Origin of the sequence: Streptomyces sp. NBC_01217, from assembly GCF_035994185.1 — a bacterium.
Taxonomy (GTDB): Bacteria; Actinomycetota; Actinomycetes; order Streptomycetales; family Streptomycetaceae; genus Streptomyces.
Window position 1 is genome coordinate 1,304,980 of the sequence record NZ_CP108538.1, and the last position, 21,661, is coordinate 1,326,640.

Below are 21,661 nucleotides of genomic sequence, written 5' to 3' on the forward strand. Positions count from 1 at the left end.
CATGTACGGCAGATGGGCATCAAACGACTCATCACCCGCCGATTTCAACCCATTTCAAGCGGGTGGAGCGAATGATCCGTTCGGTTGACATGTGCAGGCCGCACCGCTGTAGACAGTCTCTTCGCCAACTACCGTCCGGCGGTTGGGCTTTAGCCGCTTCGCGAAGGGGAACCGATGCACAGACCGAGAGCCGCAAGGCTCCTGGCCACGAGTGTGACGCTGGCGTTCATCGCCACTCTCGCGCCCATGACACCCGCGTTCGCACAGCCACCCGACACCGGGCGGCTCACCGACGGTCTCAAGAGCCTCTTCGAGGGCGACGGGGAGGAGAGGGCGAGCCCGCCCGGGCTTCCAGACACCGACGTGCCCCGCAACGAGCGGCTCGCCGAGGGCAGGGCCACCGCCAAGCCCAAGCGCGTCAAGGAGCTCACGGGGCGCAGGACCCCCCAGGCCCGCTACTGGCAGCTTTCCGACGGAAGGGTGCAGTCCGAGGTCTCCTCCGTACCCGACTCGTACGCCACGGGTCAGGGCGGGGACCGGACGTGGAAGGCCATCGACACCACGGTCCGGGACACCGACCGCAAGGGCTTCGACAAGGCCAACACCACCAACCTCACCCGCAGTTACTTCGGTTCGCGCCCCGGCGAGCTGGTCCGCTTCGAGCTGGACCGCGGCCACTGGGTCACCCTGGGCCTCAAGGGTGTGGACGCGAAGAAGCTGACCCCGCACGTGGACGGCAACACCGTCACCTACCGGGACGCCTTCGGCAAGGGCGTCGACCTCACGTACACCGTCGGCAACGGCAGCGTGAAGGAAGGCATCGTCCTGCGCGAGCGGCCGCGGGGCAGCCGCGCTCCCTCGTTCGACTTCGCGCTCACCACCCACGGCCTGAGCGCCGAGTCGGAGAAGAACGGCAGCATCTCGCTGTACAGCGAGAGCGCCGGGGCCGACCGGCCCGAGCTCGTCATCCCCGCGCCGTTCATGACGGATGCCAAACCGAACAGCAGCTCACCGTACGGGACTTCGTCCTCCGACGCGGTGCAACAGCGGCTCACCGGCAAGGACGGCTCCTACGCCGTCAGCCTGCGCCCCGACGCCAAGTGGCTCGCCGCCTCCGCGCGCACGTACCCGGTGACGGTCGACCCGACCATCACCATCGCGCCCACGCCGTCGCAGTCCGAGGACGTCATGATCTCCTCGGACGACGCCTCGGCGAACTACGACGGCAGCTGGCGGCTCTCCGTCGGCAACACCACCACCGGCAGCAGCAGGGCACTGCTGCGGTTCGGCCTGTCCGGCATACCCGCCGGCACCAAGCTGGACTCGGCCGACCTCAAGCTCTACTACGACCAGACGCACACCACCGGCTCCGAAGAGGTCGAGCTGGAGGCGCACCGCGCCACCGCCGCCTGGACCGAGACTGGCGCGACCTGGAACAACGCCCAGAACATCACCGGTGAGCTGTCCGGCACCTCCGTCCTGGTCGACGACGGCGACTCGGGCACCACCGCGGCCTGGGGCGCCTGGCCGACCTCGACCAACACCGCGTACACGCAGTACGCGGTCGGCCAGGACTACCGCTACAACAAGGACGCCACCGCCGGCGACACCTACACCTGGCAGCCCAGCCTTCCCGAGGACGGCAGCTACCAGGTCGACGTGCACTACGTCCCGGCCTCCGACCGCGCCACGAACGCCCCGTACACGGTGACGTACAACGGCGGCACCAAGGCGTACACGGTCAACCAGCAGGCGGGCAGCGCCGAGGTCTGGAAGACACTGGGCAGCCACCCGTTCAAGGCGGGAACCACTGGCCAGGTCGTCCTCGGGGACGGTCCCGCGTCGACGGCCACCACCGTCCTCGCGGACGCCGTCCGCTTCACCAAGGGCGGTGTGGTCACCAAGAAGGCCGACGAGTCCAACTCCTGGCACAGCTTCGCGGTGACCAAGACGGTCCAGCAGTGGCTGGACGGGACGTACACCAACAACGGCTTCGTCGTGAAGGCGGCCGACGAGTCCTCGACCGGGCCCAAGGGCGGCCCGCGCTACGAGGCCTCCGAGTACGCGTACAAGGGCGAGGTCGCCAACTACCCCAAGCTGGTGCTCACCTACGGCATCCAGGGCGTCGACGCCGACGCCCCGCGCGTCGTCCACTCCACGGGCGCCGAGCTGAGCTGGCCCGCGTACACCGACCCGTCGTCGACCGCCACCGGCGACGACATCGTCGAGTACCAGGTCCACCGCAGCGTGTTCCAGCACTTCACGCCGTCGTCACAGACGCTGGTCTCGCCGGTGGCCAAGGACACCCGGGACTTCACCGACAGCACCGCCACGCCGACCCCGGCGGACTCCGCCGATCCGCTCGGCAACGCCTACTACTACATGGTCGCGGTCAAGACCCGCGACGGGCGCGTACTGCCGTCCACCACGCAGTTGGTGCGGCTGCCCAAGGCGGGGCGCACGACCGTGGTGCTGCAGAGCGGGCAGAGCGACACCACGCTGTCGTCCGCCGAGCCGGCCACAGGGCACGACACCATCTCCGAGTCGGGCATCGCCCGGCCCTGGCTGTCCGTGGGCAACAACTCGACCACGTACGGCACGACCCGCGCCCTGGTCGGCTTCCCCGGTGTCGGTGACATCCCCGCGAACGCCCGGGTGCTCGACGCCGACCTGCACATGTGGGGCTTCACCACGACGACCGGTACACCGGGTGCGATCTATGAAGCCCGCGGTCTGACCCGGGACTTCAACGAGCCCGCCGCCACCTGGAACAAGGCGGACGCGACCACCTCGTGGAGCACGGCGGGCGGTGACATGGACGCCGTCGCCTCCGACACCGTCGCCACCGTCACCAACGACCCGGCGCGCCAGAGCTGGTCGCTCACCTCGCTCGCGCAGAGCTGGGTGTCCGACCCCGCCAAGAACCACGGCGTGGCGGTCCGGTTGCGCGACGAGTCGGCGAGCGGTCCTCAGGAGCGGACCCTGTTCCTGTCGTCCGAGGCCGAAGAGCCCCAACTGCGGCCGCAGTTGGTCATCACCTATCTCGACAAGTCGACGGAGAGCACGTACTTCGCGCCCTACACCCCGGCGCGGATGATCCCCGGCGACGAGTACACGGTCGACGTCACCCTCAACAACACCACCGCCAGCACCTGGCCCGCGGGCCAGCGCGCGTTGTCGTACACCTGGTCGCTGCCCGACGGCACGGACGCCACCACCGGCGGCAACCAGCTTCAGACGGCGCTCGCCCACGAGGTGCTGCCGGGCGACTCGATCACCGTCCCGGCGAAACTGCAGGCGCCGATCAACTCGGACTCGGGCAACAAGCGCCTTGAGTACGTCCTGAAGTGGGACCTCAGGAACACCGCGGACGGCACGTGGCTGTCCGCCACCGAGAACATCGCGCCGCTGGCACAGAACGTCCGCACCGAGGACCCGACGTCCAACCAGCTCGGCATGGAGGACTTCCTCTCCTACGCCGGCAAGAACACGGGCGCGGGCTCGTCGCTGATGACGAACCTGTACGCGGGCAACACGGTCTGGCAGTACAACGCGTTCAACAACCCGGGCCGCGGCCTCGCCACATTCGTGCGGTTCGCCTACAACTCGCAGGACACCTCCGACACGGTGCTCGGCGCAGGCTGGTCCGCGCAGGCCGCGATGCCGCTGCGGATGGGCGCCGCGCTCGACTTCCATCCCAACCCGAACCCGACCGAGGTGACGCTGCCCGACGGGGACGGCACCGCGCACGTCTTCCGCAAGCAGGGCGACGGCAGTTGGCGGGCCCCGGCGGGCGTGCACTATCTGCTGCGGCAGGGCGCGGGCGCGGACTGCACCCCGGACAAGGACGGCGACCCGCGCGCCTGGTCGCTGACCCGCCCGGACCGTGCCCAGTTCTTCTTCGACTGCGACGGCTATCTGACGTCGGTCGTCGACAAGAACGGCAACACGCAGTCGTACACGTACGCCGAGCGTAAATCCAACAACAAGCCGGTCAAGTTCCTCACCTACATCGAGGACCCGACGCAGCGGCAGTCGCTCACCGTCACGTACTGGACGAAGGCCGACACCAACAAGCCCAAGATCATCGACCATGTGAAGTCGATGACGGACATCTCCGGGCGGACGGTCACCTTCGACTACTCCGACGAGGGTCTGCTCACCACCCTCACCGACGGTGCGGGCAGCACACAGCCCAAGGTGTTCCGCTTCGACTACGACGCCGAACAGGGCAACAAGAACGTCAAGCTGGTCAAGGTCACCGACCCGCGCGGGAACCCGACCTCGCTCGACTACTACTACCCGAGCGAGGGCGACGACCCGAAGTTCCACTGGAACACGCAGACCATCACTGACCGGCTCGGCGGCACCACCGGTTACGTCTACGCCGACCCGGACGGCACGGCGGGCTCGGTCGTCGATACCGAGGTGACCGACGCCGAAGGCCATGCGACGAAGTACTCGATGGACGGCTACGGCCGGTCCACCGAGATGACCGACGCCAAGTCCGAGACCACGAAGCTGGCCTGGGACACCGACAACAACGTGACGCGTCTGGAGGAGGCAAACGGGGCGGTCACGACCTGGAAGTACGACACGGTCACCGGCTACCCGCTGGAGCAGAAGGATGCCGAGGCCAACAAGAACGGCACCGCGGCACAGACCTTCACCTACTCCTACGGTCTCGACGGCCACATCGCCGATATCTTCGAGAAGAAGTCCCCTGAGGGGCGCACCTACCGGTTCGGGTACGACCTGCTGGGCAACCTGACCTCGGTCACCGACCCGAAGGGCGTCGCGACGACGGGCGTCGACGGCGACTACACCTCCCGCACCGAGTACGACTCGTACGGTCAGGTCGCCAAGTCGACCGACGCCAATGGGCACGCCACCCTGTACAGCGGGTTCGGCCCGACCGGCTTCCCGACGACCATCACCGACGCGGCCGAGAACGACTCGCACTTCGCGTACGACGAGCGCGGCAACGTCACCACGGTCACCAACGCCCAGGGCGCCGAGGTCACCCAGACCTATGACGCCTACGGCCGTCCGCTGGAGAAGCGAGAGCCGAAGGACAAGGCGGCGGGGGACTTCATCGTCACTCCCGCACCGATTTACGACGCCAACGACAACATCACCAAGGCCCTCGCTCCCAACGGGACAGAGACCACGGCGGTGTTCGACAAGGCCGACCAGCGCGTGGAATCGGTGGATCCGCCGGACGAGGCCACCGGGCCGACGCGCCGGACCACATCGACGTACGACAAGGTCGGCAATCTCGTCTCGGCCACCGGACCGCAGGGCAACCTGACGGCCACCGAGGGCGACTTCACCGCCACGACCCGGTACGACGCCATCTACCAGGCCGTCGAAATGGTGGACGCCAACGGCAACAAGGCCTCGGTGGAGTTCGACAGCGTCGGCAACGTCGTCAAGGTGGTGGACGGTCGCAAGAACGCCACCGCGAACCCGGACGACTACACCACCCGCTACGAGTACGACCTCAACCACCGGGTGAAGCGCACGATCGACGCGCTGGAGTGGGCCACTTCGGTCCGCTACGACAAGGACGGCCTCCAGACCGGGCAGACCGACGCGGAGGGCAACGAGTCGCTGGCGACATACGACGAGCGCGGCGCTCTCGTGGAGTCGCGGGTGCCGGTGTCGGAGTCCTCCGGCAACATCACCCACCGCACCACCAGGTTCGAGTACGACCAGGCCGGCAACCGGACCAGGACGATCACTCCGCGCGGCGTCGCCACCACCGACGACGACACCGACTTCGCCTCGGAGACGGTCTACGACGAGCTGAACCGGGTGAAGGAGGAGCGGTCCCCCTTCGACAAGGACGACAGTCAGTACACGTCGCCCGATTCGACCTTCTACACCTACGACTCCGTCGGCAATCTGAAATCGGTGTCGGCGCCGCCGTCGGACGGTCAGACGGTCCGCAACGACACCGAGTACACGTACTACGACAACGGCTGGGCCAGGACGTCGAAGGACCCGTGGGACATCACCACGGCCTACGAGTACAACAAGCTCGGCCAGCAGACCAGGACGACGCTGACCTCCGCGGGCGGCTCCCAGCAGCGCACCATGACCTGGGACTACTACCCGTCGGGCAACCAGAAGGCCCGCTCGGACGATGGTGTACCCGTCGGCAAGCAGGTCGTCGTGGTCGACAGCTCGGACTTCAACAACACCGCGACGCTGGGCAACTGGACGCGGACTCAGGCCGAGCAGCAGTACGGCTACGACACGTACTCGCACCCCGCGGGCACGGGCAGCTCCTCGCTGTCGTGGCAGCTGAACATCCCGCAGGACGGCTCCTACGAGGTGTTCGTCCGGTATCCGAAGATGACGGGTGCCGCGTCGGACGCCAAGTTCAAGGTCGACCACGACGGCGGCAGCACCACCAAGACCATCGACGAGACCACGAACACCGGCACCTGGGTCTCCCTGGGGTCCTACGCGTTCGTCGAGGACGGCCCGCAGAAGGTCACCCTCACCGATCAGGCGAACGGCACGGTCCTCGCGGACGCGGTGAAGCTGGTCCGCTCGAACTCCGGTGACACGGACAACGAGAAGAAGGACTTCACCTACCGGTACAACGCCAACGGCAACATGGTCGAGGTCCAGGACCATTCGTCGGACGCGAAGATCGACACGTACAGAATCGCGTACGACGGTCTCAACCACATCTCGAAGGTCGAGGAAGTCGCCGGCGGCACGGTGAAGAACACCACCGCGCTGACGTACGACGAGAACGGTCACGCCGTCACGTCCACGCACGACCTGACCTGGACGAAGATCGAGTACGACGAGCGCGACCTGGTCAAGAGGGTGACCAACGCGGATTCCGCCACCGCGGGCAATCAGCAGATCACCTCGATGACCTACACCGGGCGTGGTCAGCTCCTGAAGCAGACCAAGCCCAACGGCAACACCCTCGGCATGCAGTACTACCTCGACGGGGCGGTAAGGCAGTCCCTTGAGAAGACGTCGGGCAACGCCGTGGTCGCGCAGCACGACCTGGAGTACTCGCCCAACGGGCACCGCTCCAAGGACACGCTGAAGCTGATGAACGCCGACGACAACTCGGCCCACATCAACAACACGTACACCTTCGACTACGACCCTCAGGACCGGATCACCACGGTCGCCAAGAGCGGCGACGACCCGTCCACCGAGTCGTACACGTACGACCGCAACAGCAACATCGTGTCGCAGAAGCTCGATGGCACCACCACCACCCAGCGCTACGACCGCAACCGGCTGCTCTCCGCCAGTGCGAACGGTGTCACGTCCACCTACAACTACGACCCGCTGGGCCGGCTCGACACCGTCAGTACCGGTGGCCAGAGCGTCGAGAAGCACTACTACGACGGCTTCGACCGTGAGGCGAAGGTCCGCCAGGGCGTCGGTGCCACCGCGGTGACCACGTCGTACGTCCACGACCCGTTCGACCGGACGGTCTCCCAGACCACCTCCGGCGACCAGGGCAAGACCACGGCGTTCACCTACCTCGGCCTGGACAGCACGCTCCTGCGGGAGACGGTCGACGGCAAGGCGGACAAGGACTACCAGTACATCGGCGGCGGCCGGCGGGCCACCCAGATCAAGCACAAGGAGGACGGGAGCAAGGAGTACTCGCAGTACGTCACGAGTCCGCGTGGCGACATCGAGGCGATCACGAAGGAGAACGGCAGCACCCGCTCCACGTACGGATACACCGCCTACGGCAGTGCCGACGAGTCCCAGATGACCGGCGCGGACAAGCCCGGCGGGGGCGCGGCGCAGGAGGACTACAACTCCTTCCGCTTCAACTCCTCGCGCTGGGACGGCGCTTCGGGCACGTACGACATGGGATTCCGCAACTACGACCCGGGCCTGAACCGCTTCCTGACCCGGGACTCCTACAGCGGTGCCTTCGCCGACATGTCGCTCGCCACCGACCCGTTCACCGGCAACCGGTACGCGTTCGCCGGCGGCAATCCGATCAGTTTCGTCGAGCTCGACGGGCACCTGTTCGGTATGTCCCTGTCGGACATCGGCCACGCGGCGCTCGACGTGGTCGGCCTGGTTCCCGTCGTCGGTGAGGTCGCCGACGTCGCCAACGGCATCTGGTACGCGGCCGAGGGAAACTATGCCGACGCCGCACTGTCACTGACCTCGGCGATCCCGCTGATCGGCTATGGCGCCTCGGCCGTCAAGGCCGGAAAATACGCCAAGAAGGGCCTCGACGCGGTCGATTCGGCCAACGACGCCCGCAAGGCCGCCAACACCGCGGCCGACGCACGCAAGGTGGACACCCCCGACGCGCCGACGACGAAGTCGCCGGACAAGCCGGAGGCGTCCACCTGCAAGGTGAACAGCTTCGTGCCCGGCACCAAGGTCGTCCTCGCGGACGGCACGGTCCGCGACATCGAGAAGATGAAGGTCGGCGACCAGGTCGTCGCCACCGATCCGGAGACCGGGCAGACGCAGTCCCGGTACGTCACCAACACCCGTAACCACGAGGGCGAGAAGGACCTCGTCACCCTGACCGTCGGCAAGGACGGCAAGGCCAAGCCGTTCAAGCTGACGTCGACGGCGGCGCACCTGTACTGGCTGCCCGACTTCGGCAAGTGGGTCGAGGCAAGTGCGCTGAAGCCGGGTATGTGGCTGCAGACCTCGGCCGGTACCTGGGTCCAGATCAGTGCGATCGATACGGCCCATCGTTCAGCTCGTGTCTACAACCTCTCCGTCGAGGGCGTCCACACCTACTACGTGGGCAAGGGGAGCACAGCAGTCCTTGTCCACAACTGTGGCTACAAGGACGAAGCCATTGCGGCGCAGAAGCGCGCCGAGGAACTCGCCGGTCAGCTCCACTTCTTCAAGGAGAGCATGGTGACCGTGGCGGTCATCGGCGTCCGGAAGAAAGGCACCACCGACGTCATCAACAAGGTGGCGATGAGTTCCGGGCAGAAGAGCAACCTCCTGACCCTCGGCAAGGGCGAGGAGTTCGTCGACGGTGCGCTGGTTCCCGGCAGGCTGACCAAGAAGGGCAAGCCCGCCTTCGAGCACGCCGAGGAAGCCGTCTTCAGCTGGCTGCAGAAGAACCCGGACTACGAGGTCCTCTATGGCGGTGCGTCCAAGAATGTCTGCTCGGACATCTGCGCGCCGCTGGTTCAGAAAACCATGAACCTCGGTGGTGAGGTTTTCCAGGGAGCGGCCGACAAGACCGACTTCCGGACGTTCTGGCGTCTGAGGCGTTAGGCGTCACCGGGTTTCGGCCACAAGCCGCGACCAGCCGCACAGAGCACGCCCGGCCGGGGACACTCCCGGCCGGGCGTTCGCGTGCGGGGAACGGGCTCAGCCTTCGTCGGCGAGGCACCACAGGTGGACCGAGGCCTTGTCCTTGGCGACCGTGTGCCACATGCCGGCGCCGGCGGAACGTGGGCTGCCCGCGACGGGCAGGGGGTAGGTGACCAGGCCCCGCACCGACATGCTCCGGGGATTCACCAGCCAGTGACGCGGGACCTCGGCGTATTCCTCGGTGCTGACGACAGCACCCTCCTCGTAGGGGTACGCACCCTCGTAGTCCCACCTGGCCATGTCGTCCCCGGGCACGGGAGGCACTGCCTCCCTGGCGTCCAACTGCCGCAACTCCGTTCCGTCCGTGGCCTCGTGGAGGTACAGGGCCCACTGCCCGGGATCAGTGCAGAGGAAGTGCCGCCCGGACGGACTGACCGCCTGGAAGATCTCTCCCTCGAGCCGCTCGACGGCGAGGGTGGTGCCGTCCCAGTGACCCCACAGAACCGGGGAGTCGTCGTCTCCTTCTCCGACGGTCAGCCCCATGTACTCGGCGCTCGGATGAGGAAAGTGCAGGGAGCCGGAGCCCACGGTCATGGTCTTCGCCCGCCCCAGGACCACTCCGTCGGCGGCGTTCACGACCAGCCACTCCTCGTCCGCCCGGTTGTCGGAGTAGTGCCGGACGTGCGCCCACACCAGCTTGCCGTCGGCGGAGAACGCGGCGGAACCGCGGTCGGCATGATGATGGCGTGGGTCGTCCGCGTACTCGGGGAACGGGGCACGGGTCCAGGCGCACACGGCGGTCGCCCAGCAGCCGTGCTGGATCTCCCACAGGACATCACCGCCGCGGTCCACGGCCCGTACACCGTGCACCCCCGAGAAGACGGCGATGTCGCCCCCGGGGGACACCGTGACGCGGCCGAACGGTCTGGGCCACGGCGCGGGGAAGCGGAATTCCTGCCTCGCTTCCCCTTCTTCACCGAGGTCGACCACGGCCACCTCGTCGTCCGCGTGCTGGACGAGCAGCCTGCGGCCCGGCCAGTGCAGTACCTCCGGAGCGTCGGCGCCGGCAGCGCCCAGCGGAGCCGGGACTGTGGCGACGAGACGTGCTGGGTGCTGCACGGCATCTTCATGTATGGGATCGGTGGGCATGCCTGGCATCGTTCCACAGGACAGGGTCTCCGTGTTCGTCCGGCAACCACCTACGCGAAGGCCGTCCCATCCGCAGTTCCGGAGCGTCCGCGGAGTCCGGATCGAGCGGCGCGGGGACGGTGGCGAGGAGGTGGGCGACAAGCACGGAGTCCTCCGGCAGGCGAGGGACGGCCTCAATGCGTTCACCGTACGGGGAGGGGCACGTGCCATCGGTCCTGCAGCAGCTCTGGGCGGCGAGCCGCGCCCGGTCAGATACCGGGGAGCGGGTCCTGCTCGACCTCGTGGCGGCGGGTGCGGATGTCCGGGGGCGCGGGGTGCAGTTTGGCGTCGCAGGCGGGGCCGAGGCCGGTGCGGCGTGACTGCGTACCGGTGAGCGGGCGGCCGCACATGCGGCAGCGCACCACCTGTCGGCGGGCGGTCCGGTCGGCGGCACCGTCCCCGGGCGGGGGCTCGCTGCCGGATTCGGAGAAGGGTTCAAAGGGTTCGGCGGACTCCACGAATCGATCTTCTCAAGACGCCCGTCCACCCTGCGGCTTCCGAACGGCACGGGGCGGAGCAGTTGCTCGCGCGCACAGGTCAGGAGGCGAGGATCCGGGCCTTCTGGGCCGCGAACTCGCTGTCGCTCAGCAGTCCTTGGTTCTTGAGGTCACCGAGCTCCTTGAGCTGCGCGATCTTGTTGCTCATCTCGTCCTCCGGCGCGAGCGGCGGAGGTTCCGCGGGGGCGGGCCGCGTCTGCGCCTGCGTCTGCGCGGCGTCCTGCCGCGCCCAGCGGCCCGCCTGGCGCCGGGAGACCCGGTTGGAGACCGAGGTGGCGGTGCCGGCGATCACCGCTGTACGGGCGACGCCACGAAGAAGGCCTGGCATGGTGCATCTCCTTTGACTGGCTCTGCGGGCGGCCGACGGGCCCTGCCGGGGGCGGCCCGGCAAGACCGTGTACGGCTCAGACCCTGGACTCGGCCGCGTCGAGCGAGGCCAGGACCTCTTGGATCGGGATGCGCCCGTTGGCGACCAGGCGGCCCCCTTGGCGGCGCAGGGCGGCCGCGAACGGTCCCGCCCACACGTTCTCGTAGACGAGGATTCCGGCGGCGCTGCCCGGTTCGAGGACCGCGCTCGCCTCGTCGATGTCGTCCCGGCCGAGCAGGCCCGATGAGACCCCTTCGAACACGGCCAGCTCGCCCTGGCCGTCCCCGGTCAGCTCGGAGAGTTCCACGCCCTCGACCGTTCCGTCCTGGTTCTTCCTGACGAACAACAGATCCAGGATGCGGATGATGCCCCGGTCGACCAGGTCGACCAGCAGGGGCATTCCTTCGCCCGTCATCCGGCTTCCGGCCGGGAACTCGACCACCAGGTAGTCGATCGGTCCCGTCTCGTCGCTCTCGCTGCTCACGCCGGCTCCTCAGCATCTCGACTGCCCCGGTTCCGCCGGGGGCCACGGCCCTGGCCATTCCATCAGCGGGTGGGCCGCGGCGCATCTCGGTCATGAACGTGGGTGGGCTGGGGCCCATTGCTCCATTGGAGGGACGGCGGGTCCCCTGCCCGGCCGAGCCGGCCCGGCGGCTGTCGGCCCGATCTCCGTCGCTGCCGTCGCCGTCAGCGGCGCTCCCGCTCGTCCGCCCGGTCCAGCGCCTCGTCCAGGGTCTGCGCGGCCGTGATGAGCGAGAGATGGGTGAACGCCTGGGGGAAATTGCCCAGTTGCTCACCGCTGGGACCGATCTCCTCGGAGAAGAGGCCGACATGGTTGGCGTACGTGAGCATCTTCTCGAAGGTGAAGCGCGCCTTGCGGAGCCGGCCCGCGCGGGCCAGGGCTTCCACGTACAGGAAGGTGCAGAGACTGAACGTGCCTTCGGAACCCCGCATGCCGTCCGGTGAGGCGGCCGGGTCGTAGCGGTAGACGAGGCTGTCGGACACCAGGGTGCGGTCCATGGCGTCGAGCGTGGCCAGCCAGCCCGGATCCATGGGGGCGAGGAACCCCACCCTGGGCATCAGCAGCAGCGAGGCGTCCAGCACCCCGCCGTCGTAGTGCTGGACGAACGCCTGCTCCGATTCGCTCCAGCCGCGCTCCATGACCTGTTCGAGAATGGCGTCCCTGGCTCTGGTCCACCGGACGGTGTCGGCCGGTCTGCTGAGCTGGGCCGCCAGGCGCAGGCCGCGGTCGAAGGCGGTCCAGCACATCACCCGGCTGTATGTGAAGTCCCGGCGTCCGCCGCGGGTCTCCCAGATGCCCTCGTCGGGCCGGTCCCAGGAGTCCACGAGCCAGTCCAGGGTCTGGGCGACGGTCTTCCAGCCCCGGTAGCCGGCCTGGACACCCACCTCATGTCCTTCGGACAGGGCGTAGAGGGCCTCGCCGTAGATGTCGAGCTGCAACTGGTCGGCGGCCGCGTTGCCGAGCCGTACCGGGTACGAGCCGCGGTAGCCCTCGAAGTGTTCCAGGATCTCCTCCGTCAGCAGGGGCTCCCCGTCGACGCGGTACATGATCCTCAGGGCTTCGCCCGTTGCGTCCCCGCGGTCGTGAATCCGGTCGCTGAGCCAGTGGGTGAAGGCGGTCGCCTCGTCGACGAACCCCAGGTCGAGCAGGGCCCTGACCGACAGCGAGCCGTCCCTGACCCAGGTGTAGCGGTAGTCCCAGTTCCGTTCGCCGCCCACCTGCTCGGGCAGGCCCATGGTCGCCGCCGCGACCGGTGCGCCGGAGGGCGCGTAGGTGAGGAGCTTGAGGGTGATGGCCGAGCGGTTGACCATGTCGGACCAGCGGCCCCGGTAGCGGGAGACGCGCACCCACCGCTGCCAGAAGTCGACGGCCTCCCAGAGCTGTTCGGTGACGGCGTCGGTGGTCGGCGTCGGTGGCGCGGGCCCGTCCGCGTCACAGACGGTGAGAACGGCCACCGCCAACTCCCCCACGTTCAGCACCACTTCACCGAGGGCGTCCTGGCCGTCGCGCGTCACGGGGAAGGTGGTCTGCAGATGTGCGGCGATGCCCGGTGCCCGGAACACGGCTCCGCCGGGGGTCGGTTCGAGCGTGTGGGAGGCACGGCCGTAGTCGAAGCGGGGCCGGCACTCCATCGAGAAGCGCAAGGTCCCGCGTACCACACGCACGGTCCGCACGAGGGTGTGCCGGTCGGTGGGGGCCTCGGCGCGTACCGGCGGCATCCAGTCGAGCATCTCGCCGACCCCGTCCGGCGACATGAAGCGGGTGACCAGGACCGCGGTGTCCGGGTAGTAGAGCTGCTTACAGGTGTGCTCGGGGCCCTCGGGGGCCAACCGGAAGAAGCCGCCGCAGTCGTGGTCCAGCAGCGCGGCGAAGATGCTGGGGGAATCGAACCTCGGGGCGGCGAACCAGTCGACGACCCCTCGCGAGGAAACCAGTGCGGCGGTCTGCAGATCGCCCACCAGCCCGTGCTCGGCGACAGGGGGGTATCGGTCCATGAGCATCCAATCCCAGACAGATCCCGGTCCCATCCACTATCCGTCCGGCGCCCGGTGATCGCCCGATGGGGCCCGCCGGGGGCCTGGATTGCTGGACGTGTCGGCTGCGGTGTTACTGGAGGGGGGATTCATGGAGGTTCAGGATGGACATGATCCATGTCCGCGCGGTGAGCCCGCCGGATCTGACCGACCGGGCGGTGAGCCTGCTCGCCGGTGATCCATGCGTGCTGAATCTGATCGTGCAGCCGGCCGCGTCACGCAACCCGGACGGCGACGCCATCGCCTGCGACGTGCTGACGGGCGCGGCCAACGAGGTCCTGCGCGGCCTGCGCGCGTTGCACCTGGACCGCCGCGGCTCCCTCGTCATCGAACCGGTGGACATGGCCTTTTCCGGCCGGGCGGCCGACGTCGGAGCCGAACAGCTCGGGCCGCTGGCCCGTGCACCGGTCTGGGAGCAGGTGGAGGCGCGCATCCGCTCCGAGGCCACCTACCCGCCGAGCTTCTATCTCTACTTCGTGATCGCGGGGATCATCGGTTCGGTCGGCATCGTCACCAACTCCCAGATCCTGATCGTCGCGGCGATGGTCGTCGGCCCCGAGTACGGTGCCATCGTCAGCGTCGCGCTGGGCATCGACCAGGGCGACCGGACCAGGATCCGGCGGGGGCTTCGGGCGCTGGTCGCGGGCTTCCTGCTGACGATCGTCATCACCTTTCTCTTCAGTCTCCTGGTGCGTGCGTTCGGCCTCGAATCGGCGGCGTTCCACGCGGGGCTGCGGCCGGTCTCCCATCTCATCAACACCCCCAACTTCTTCTCGTTCGCCGTGGCGGCACTGGCTGGTGTCGTCGGCATCGTGTCGCTCACCGAGGCCAGGACGAGCGCCCTGCTCGGTGTGTTCATCTCCGTCACGACCATCCCGGCCGCGGCGGATCTCAGCGTCTCCACCGCGTTCACGAGCTGGCACGAGGCATGGGGGTCGCTCGTCCAGCTGCTGGTCAACATCGCGGTGCTGATCGTGGTGGGCACGGTCGCGCTCAGGTGCCAGCGGAGGATCTGGCGGCGGGTCGGTCTCCGGCACGACCGGTCGAACAGGTGATGGCGGCAGCGGCAGGGAACATGACGATCGGGCGACCGGACCGCGATCGCCGCGTATCCGGGGCGCGGCCACGCGTTCGACCCCCGGCCGGACACGTGCGGGCGCATTGGTCCAGAGGAATGACGGTCGGGGAATCGACGCACGCGCACAGCGGGTGCGCAGCCGCCCTGTCCGCGCGCTGTGCTAACTCCTTGTGGACGTTGTGTCCGTCGGCGGCACAGCATGTTCCCCGATGGGTTCCGGCGCCGAGGAGACCATGAGCATGTCGGCCAAACCCGTCGCAGCACCCACCGCGGCGCCATCGGACCCCTTCAGGCTCATCCGCACCCGTGCTTACGTCATGCTCCTCCTGGCGGCGGCGATGCTCGGCGTCCCGGTCTCGGTGGTGGCGTTCGGCTTCCTCGCCCTCGTCCACAGACTCCAGTCGCTCACCTATGACGACCTGCCCAGGGCACTGGGCTTCGCGGGTACGCCGTCCTGGTGGCCGGTGCCGCTGCTCGCCGTGGCCGGCCTGCTGGTCGGGCTGACCGTCCGCCATCTCCCCGGGAAGGGCGGCCACCGGCCCGCCGACGGCCTGATGAACACGGGGGCGCCCGCGGCGGTGGAGCTGCCCGGCATCGCCCTCGCGGCGCTCGTCTCGCTCGGCGTCGGGGCGGTGCTCGGTCCCGAGGCACCGCTCATCGCTCTCGGCGGCGGTCTGGCCGTGTACACGGTGCGCCTGGTCAAACCGGGCATCAGCCCCAAGGCGAGTGCCGTGGTGGGAGCGGCGGGGAGCTTCGCCGCCGTCAGCGCGCTGCTGGGGTCACCGCTGCTCGGCGCCTTTCTCCTGATGGAGGCCTCGGGGCTGGGCGGGGCGATGCTCGGGATGGTCCTGGTGCCGGGCCTGCTGGCCGCCGGTATCGGTTCACTCATCTTCACCGGTCTCGGTTCGTGGACCGGCCTGGGGACGTACTCCCTGGCGCTCCACCATGTGCCGCACGCCCAGCAGCCCGACCTCGCCCAGTTCGGCTGGGCGGTCGCCGTCGGCCTCGCGGCGGCCTTCGCCGGTACGGGTATTCAGCGGCTCGCCCTGTTCCTGCAGGCCCACGTCGAGCGGCGGACGGTGGTGGCCACCGCGGTCATGGGTCTGATCATCGGTCTGATCGCGTTCGGGTACGCGCAGAGCACCGGCAGGGAGGCGTCCGGGGTGCTGTACTCCGGCGAGAGCGCGCTCGATCCGCTGCTCTCCGCCGGTGCGGGCTACTCGGTGGCCACGCTGCTGGTACTCGCCCTCTGCAAGGCGCTGGCGTACTGCGCGTCGTTGAGCAGTTTCCGGGGAGGCCCCGTCTTTCCGGCGATGTTCGTGGGAGCGGCGGGCGGAATCGCGCTGTCCCATCTCCCGGGGCTCAGTCTGGCGTCGGGCTTCGCGATGGGCATCGGGGCCATGTGCGTGGCGATGCTGAAGCTGCCCATGACCTCGGTGCTGCTGGCCACGCTGCTGCTGGGGTCCGAGGGTCTCACCGTCATGCCGTTGGTGATCGTCTCGGTCGTGGTCTCCTACGTCGTCACGCTCAGGCTTCTTCCTCCTCCAGCGGAGCCGCGCACAGCGCCCAGAGGATGAAGACGTTGATGGCGATGAGCACGATGGACCAGAACGGGTAGAAGGGCAGCCACAGGAAGTGGGCGAGTGCGGCAAGCCCTGCGAACACGATGCCCACGACGCGCGCCCACAGTGCCCCGGTGAACAGCGCGAAGCCGACGAGGACGATGACGATGCCCAGGACGAGGTGGATCCAGCCCCAGCCGGTGAGGCTGAACTGGAACACGTAGTTGCGCGTGGCGACGAAGACGTTGTCCTTGGTGATGGCGGCGATTCCCTCGAAGATCGCCATCGCACCGCCGAAGATCATCAGGACCACGGCGAAGGCGGTCCAGCCGTGCCGGAAGGGTTGACGCGAGGTCGGGGTGGCTTCGGGCGCCACGTTCGGCCCGCTGCTGGCACTGGCCATATCGGCCTCCTCTGGTAGCAGAAGCGAACCGGCGGACCCGAGTGGGCCCGGCCGGGACTTCCCCGAATCAGCGTGGCACGACAGCACCCGGTCAGCAGAACAAGCACGTCCGGCTGTCACTCATGCCCCTGCTCATCTCCGGTCAGAGATATCGTCTCCGTTGCGAGAGAGACCGAAAGGGCGGAGTCCGGCTCCGTCGATGCCCGGCTCGCCGTGCGGCTGGGCGAACTGCGGGCCGGGCGCGGCTGGTCGCTGGACGATCTGTCCCGGCGCAGCGGGGTGAGCCGCTCCACGCTGTCCCGGCTGGAGCGCGGTGAGCTGAGCCCGACCGCGGCCCTGCTCGGCACCTTGTGCACGGTCTACGGGCGGACCATGTCCCGGCTGCTGATGGAGGTGGAGGCCGAGGTGCCGCAGCTGGTTCCCGCCGCGCGGCAACCGGTGTGGCGCGACGAGGCATCAGGCTTCGTACGCCGCTCGGTCTCCCCACCGCACACCGGGCTGCGCGCCGAGGTCATCGAGGGCACGCTCGACGCCGGGGCCGCCATCGACTACGAGGACGCGCCCGTGTCCGGTGTGGAGCAGCACGTCTGGGTGCTGGAGGGGACGGTCGAGATCACCGTCGACGGGACCGTGCACACCGTGCGCAGCGGCGACTGTCTGCGCTTCCGGCTGCGCGGCCCTTCACACTTCCACTGTCCGGGCCCGGAGCGGGTCCGCTACGCGCTGGTGATCGTCCTGCCGTGAGAGCCGTGAGAGCCGTGAGAGCAATGAGAGTCATGGGCGCCGCGAGCGCCGTGGAAAGCGTGAAAGCTGTGAAAGCCCCGAAAGGAAGCCGTCTCATGACCGAGATCGTCCAGGTGTCCGGACCCGAACTGGTCACCTACGCCGATGAGTTGGCCGCCCTTCTGGTGGAGGCCGTGAACGGCGGTTCGTCGGTGGGATTCCTCGCGCCGCTGGACCGTGACGCGGCGGCCGCCTGGTGGCGGGAGAGGGCCGGGGCCGTCGACGCCGGGCACCTTCAGGTCTGGATCGCCCGGAACGCGGAACGGGTGGCCGGGACCATCGCGCTGGTGCGGGCCCCGTTGCCGAACTCCCGTCACCGCGCGGAAGTGGCCAAACTGATGGTCCGCCCGTCGGCCCGCGGCCGAGGCCTCGGCCGTTCGCTCCTCGACGCCGCCGAACGCTCGGCCGCCGAGGCGGGGGTCACGCTGCTGGTGCTGGACACCGAGACCGGCAGCTCCGCCGAACGGCTCTACCGCTCGACGGGCTGGACGGAGTGCGGATCGATTCCGGGTTACGCCGCCGATCCGGCAGGCGTCCTGAAACCGACGACCCTCTATTACAAGGCGGTCGGCGGGGCGGCCGGGTTCGTACCGATCAATGTGCAGGCGTGACAATGGCAGTGGAAGTCACCCTCACAAGGAGAGCCTCATGACGCTGTACGACATCCCCCTGCGCACGCTCACCGGCGAGCCCACCTCCCTGGCCGACTACCGCGGCCGGGCGGTCCTGTTGGTGAACGTCGCGTCGAAGTGCGGGCTCACCCCGCAGTACGAGGGTCTGGAGCGGCTCCAGAACACGTACGGGGACCGCGGCTTCACCGTGCTCGGCGTGCCGTGCAACCAGTTCGCAGGCCAGGAGCCGGGGAGCGCGGAGGAGATCCAGACCTTCTGCTCGACGACGTACGGTGTCAGCTTCCCGCTGCTGGAGAAGACCGACGTGAACGGCGAAACGCGCCACCCGCTGTACGCCGAGCTGACGGGGCTGGCGGACGGGGACGGCGAAGCGGGCGACGTCCAGTGGAACTTCGAGAAGTTCCTCATCTCGCCCGCGGGCGAGCCGGTCGCGCGCCTGCGCCCGCGTACGGAGCCGGAGGCCCCGGAGCTCATCGCGGCCATCGAGTCCCAGCTCCCCGCCTGACCGGTTCCGCCCTCGATCGCCGGACGGGCCGGATTCCGGCCCGTCCGGCGATCGAGGACACACGGGGCTCCGCGCTAGCGGATCGGCATGCCGGAGAGGGTGCGGGCGATCACCAGGCGCTGGATCTCGCTCGTGCCCTCGAAGATCGTGTAGATCGCCGCGTCCCGGTGCATCCGCTCCACGGGGTACTCACGGGTGAAGCCGTTGCCCCCGAGGATCTGGATGGCCTGCGCGGTGACCGTCTTCGCCGTCTCGCTCGCGTACAGCTTGGACATGGAGCCCTCGGCCGACGTGAACGGCTTCCCGGTGGCCGCCATCCAGGAGGCGCGCCAGACGAGCAGCCGGGCCGCGTCGATCTGCGTACGCATGTCGGCGAGCTGGAAGGCGACGCCCTGGTTGTCGATGATCGGCCGGCCGAACTGGGTGCGAGTCCTGGCGTAGTCGAGCGCGACCTCGTACGCCGCACGGGCGGTGCCGACCGCCATCGCGCCGACCGCCGGACGGGACGCCTCGAAGGTGGCCATCGCCGCGTTCTTCACCCGCTCGCCGCCGGACGCGGCGCGCTCGCGGGCCCGGGCCAGGCGCTGGTCGAGCTTCTCCTTGCCGCCGAGCAGACAGTGACCGGGGACCCGTACGTCCTCCAGGACGACCTCCGCCGTGTGCGAGGCCCGGATGCCGTGCTTCTTGAACTTCTGGCCCTGGGAGAGGCCGGGGGTGTTCGGCGGCACGATGAAGGAGGCGTGGCCCTTGGAACCGAGCTCCGCGTCGACCACGGCGACGACGACATGGACGTTGGCGATGCCGCCGTTGGTCGCCCAGGTCTTGGTGCCGTTCAGCACCCACTCGTCCTTGGCCCGGTCGTACACCGCGCGGGTCCGCATGGAGGCGACGTCCGAGCCCGCGTCCGGCTCGGAGGAGCAGAAGGCGGCGACCTTCACATCGTTCGCGTCGCCGTACATCTGCGGGATCCAGGTGCCGATCTGCTCCTCGGTGCCGTTGGCGAGGACGCCCACGGCCGCCAGGCCCGTACCGACGATCGACAGAGCTATGCCCGCGTCCCCCCAGAAGAGCTCCTCCATCGCCATCGGGATGCCGAGGCCCGTCGGGTCGAAGAACTGCTGGGCGTAGAAGTCGAGGGAGTAGATGCCGACCTTGGCCGCCTCCTGGATTACGGGCCAGGGCGTTTCCTCACGCTCGTCCCACTCCGAAGCCGCCGGTCGGATCACATCCGCGGCGAAGCCGTGAAGCCAGTCACGGACCTGCTTCTGGTCATCGTTGAGTTCGAGCGTGAACTCGGCCATTTTCCCCTCCACGTACTACCCTGAAAAACCACTCGTTACTTGCGGTAACCGCAGTCTGTTACCGGCAAGTAGCCTCTGTCAACCGCCCGGGTGCCGATCCGCATCCCGCAGGGCAGAGTGTTACGTTGCGCAGGCAGGACGCAATTGCACGGCCAGGGGTGGGGAGAGGCGACATGGAGACCACACGACAGGCCGAGCGGCAGAGGACAGCGGCCGAGAGCCGCCGCCGCGAGCTGCTCGAGGCCGCCGACCGCGTGGTGCTCAGGGACGGGCCCGGGGCCTCGATGAACGCCATCGCGGCGGAGGCAGGAATCACCAAGCCCATCCTCTACCGGCACTTCGGCGACAAGGGCGGCCTCTACCGCGCCCTCGCCAAACGCCACACCGATGCCCTGCTGATCGCTCTGCGGGCCGCCCTCGACGCACCCGCCGAGCGCCGTCGGCGCGTGGAGGCGACGCTCGACACCTATCTCGCGGCGATCGAGGCCCGCCCGCAGGTCTACCGCTTCCTCATGCACCCGTCCGACGACGCGGCGCCCTCGACCGAGCAGGGCTTCGATGTCGGACGGCACTCCGCCCCGCTGCTGCGCCGCCTCGGCGAGGAACTGGCCCTGGTGATCGCCGAGCGCGTGGACCTGGGCCCGGACAGTGAGGCCATGGCCCGCATATGGGGCCACGGCATCGTCGGCATGATGCACGCCGCGGGCGACTGGTGGCTGGGCGAACGTCCCTGCTCCCGCGAGCAGTTGGTGCGCAGCCTGGCGGATCTGCTGTGGGGCAGGCTGGCCGCCGTGGGCGACCGGCCCGGCGGCCCCGGGTTCTGAGGGAGTGCGATGGTCAGCCGCCGGTCGCCCAGGGCGCCCGGCGGGCCGCGCGCAGCGCCCGCGCCCGGCGCAGCCCGGTCAGCCGGTCCGTGTAGACCGTGCCTTCGAGGTGGTCGCACTCGTGCTGGAGGCACCGGGCGAAGAAGCCGGTGCCGGTGACCCGTACCGGCTCGCCCTCGACCGTCACGCCCTCGACCACGGCACGGTCGAAGCGCGGGGTGCCGGCCTCGATGCCGGGCAGCGAGAGACAGCCCTCCGGGCCGCGTACGGTGATGCCGTCCGCCTCGACCAGCTTCGGGTTGACGAGATGTCCGAGGTGCCGGACGTCGTCGTCGTCCGGGCAGTCGTAGACGAACACCCGCAGGGCGACGCCGACCTGATTGGCCGCGAGTCCGACCCCTTGGGCCGCGTACATGGTGGCGTACATGTCCTCGACGAGGCGGGCGAGGGAATGACCGAAGTCCGTGACGGGTTCGCAGGCACTGTGCAGCACCGGATCACCGAGCAGACTCATGGCACGAATCAGTCCGGAACTGCCGGGGATCGGGCGGTTTCGCATGGCGGCAATCGTACGTTCCACGTGACCTCCACCTTCCCGGCGGTGCCGCGGTGCGGTCGCCGCGCCGGACATCGATAGGCTGGGCGTGGACCGATGCAAGGAGGAT

15 protein-coding genes are annotated in these 21,661 nt (G+C 68.8%); 7 read left to right on the forward strand and 8 right to left on the reverse strand.

The features are described 5' to 3' along the window. The first annotated feature begins 174 nt into the window (after positions 1-174). On the forward strand, positions 175-9,261 hold the full coding sequence (locus OG507_RS05485; RefSeq protein ID WP_327365989.1) for a golvesin C-terminal-like domain-containing protein: 9,087 nt from the start codon (positions 175-177) through the stop codon (positions 9,259-9,261). Positions 9,262-9,357: 96 nt separating this feature from the next. Here OG507_RS05485 and OG507_RS05490 read toward each other — a convergent pair whose 3' ends face one another. The 5 genes from OG507_RS05490 to OG507_RS05510 all read right to left on the reverse strand — a co-directional run bounded on the left by OG507_RS05490 (position 9,358) and on the right by OG507_RS05510 (position 13,869). Beyond that, the gene (locus OG507_RS05490) at positions 9,358-10,419 is read right to left on the reverse strand and encodes a hypothetical protein (protein WP_327365990.1); all 1,062 of its coding nucleotides are present in this window, start codon (positions 10,417-10,419) and stop codon (positions 9,358-9,360) included. Positions 10,420-10,697: 278 nt separating this feature from the next. After that, positions 10,698-10,946 (reverse strand): DUF6011 domain-containing protein, encoded by a 249-nt coding sequence (locus tag OG507_RS05495; protein WP_327365991.1) that lies wholly within the window; start codon positions 10,944-10,946, stop codon positions 10,698-10,700. A gap of 79 nt (positions 10,947-11,025) precedes the next feature. Continuing rightward, positions 11,026-11,313, reverse strand: a complete 288-nt coding sequence (locus OG507_RS05500; protein ID WP_327365992.1) for an SHOCT domain-containing protein — start codon at positions 11,311-11,313, stop codon at positions 11,026-11,028. A gap of 76 nt (positions 11,314-11,389) precedes the next feature. Beyond that, positions 11,390-11,836, reverse strand: coding sequence for a DUF6325 family protein (locus OG507_RS05505; RefSeq protein WP_327365993.1), 447 nt, complete (start codon positions 11,834-11,836; stop codon positions 11,390-11,392). 203 nt (positions 11,837-12,039) lie between these two features. Beyond that, positions 12,040-13,869, reverse strand: a complete 1,830-nt coding sequence (locus tag OG507_RS05510) for a glycoside hydrolase family 15 protein (RefSeq protein ID WP_327365994.1) — start codon at positions 13,867-13,869, stop codon at positions 12,040-12,042. A gap of 143 nt (positions 13,870-14,012) precedes the next feature. Here OG507_RS05510 and OG507_RS05515 point away from each other — a divergent pair, with 143 nt between their 5' ends. Next, complete coding sequence (locus OG507_RS05515) at positions 14,013-14,963, forward strand: DUF389 domain-containing protein (protein WP_327365995.1); 951 nt, start codon at positions 14,013-14,015, stop codon at positions 14,961-14,963. 262 nt (positions 14,964-15,225) lie between these two features. Then, positions 15,226-16,563 (forward strand): chloride channel protein, encoded by a 1,338-nt coding sequence (locus tag OG507_RS05520; protein ID WP_327365996.1) that lies wholly within the window; start codon positions 15,226-15,228, stop codon positions 16,561-16,563. Here OG507_RS05520 and OG507_RS05525 read toward each other — a convergent pair. Beyond that, the gene (locus OG507_RS05525; protein ID WP_327365997.1) at positions 16,514-16,951 is read right to left on the reverse strand and encodes a DUF7144 family membrane protein; all 438 of its coding nucleotides are present in this window, start codon (positions 16,949-16,951) and stop codon (positions 16,514-16,516) included. The genes OG507_RS05520 and OG507_RS05525 overlap by 50 nt on opposite strands. 213 nt (positions 16,952-17,164) lie before the next feature. Between OG507_RS05525 and OG507_RS05530 the strand changes: the two genes are divergently transcribed. The 3 genes from OG507_RS05530 (at position 17,165) to OG507_RS05540 (ending at position 18,871) form a co-directional block, all read left to right on the forward strand. Next, a complete protein-coding gene (locus OG507_RS05530) occupies positions 17,165-17,695 on the forward strand; it encodes a helix-turn-helix domain-containing protein (protein ID WP_327365998.1) in 531 nt (176 codons plus the stop codon). A 95-nt stretch (positions 17,696-17,790) separates the two neighbouring features. Then, a complete protein-coding gene (locus OG507_RS05535; protein ID WP_327365999.1) occupies positions 17,791-18,345 on the forward strand; it encodes a GNAT family N-acetyltransferase in 555 nt (184 codons plus the stop codon). 37 nt (positions 18,346-18,382) lie between these two features. After that, complete coding sequence (locus OG507_RS05540) at positions 18,383-18,871, forward strand: glutathione peroxidase (protein ID WP_327366000.1); 489 nt, start codon at positions 18,383-18,385, stop codon at positions 18,869-18,871. 74 nt (positions 18,872-18,945) lie between these two features. Here the strand turns inward: OG507_RS05540 and OG507_RS05545 are convergent, their stop codons facing one another. Further along, on the reverse strand, positions 18,946-20,172 hold the full coding sequence (locus OG507_RS05545) for an acyl-CoA dehydrogenase family protein (protein ID WP_327366001.1): 1,227 nt from the start codon (positions 20,170-20,172) through the stop codon (positions 18,946-18,948). A gap of 173 nt (positions 20,173-20,345) precedes the next feature. On the opposite strand from OG507_RS05545, the gene OG507_RS05550 reads away from it, so the two are divergent. Next, positions 20,346-20,996, forward strand: coding sequence for a TetR family transcriptional regulator (locus OG507_RS05550; RefSeq protein ID WP_327366002.1), 651 nt, complete (start codon positions 20,346-20,348; stop codon positions 20,994-20,996). Between the two features lie 13 nt (positions 20,997-21,009). On the opposite strand, the gene def is transcribed toward OG507_RS05550, so the two are convergent. Beyond that, on the reverse strand, positions 21,010-21,555 hold the full coding sequence (gene def / locus OG507_RS05555; protein ID WP_327366003.1) for a peptide deformylase: 546 nt from the start codon (positions 21,553-21,555) through the stop codon (positions 21,010-21,012). Between the last annotated feature and the right edge of the window lie 106 nt (positions 21,556-21,661).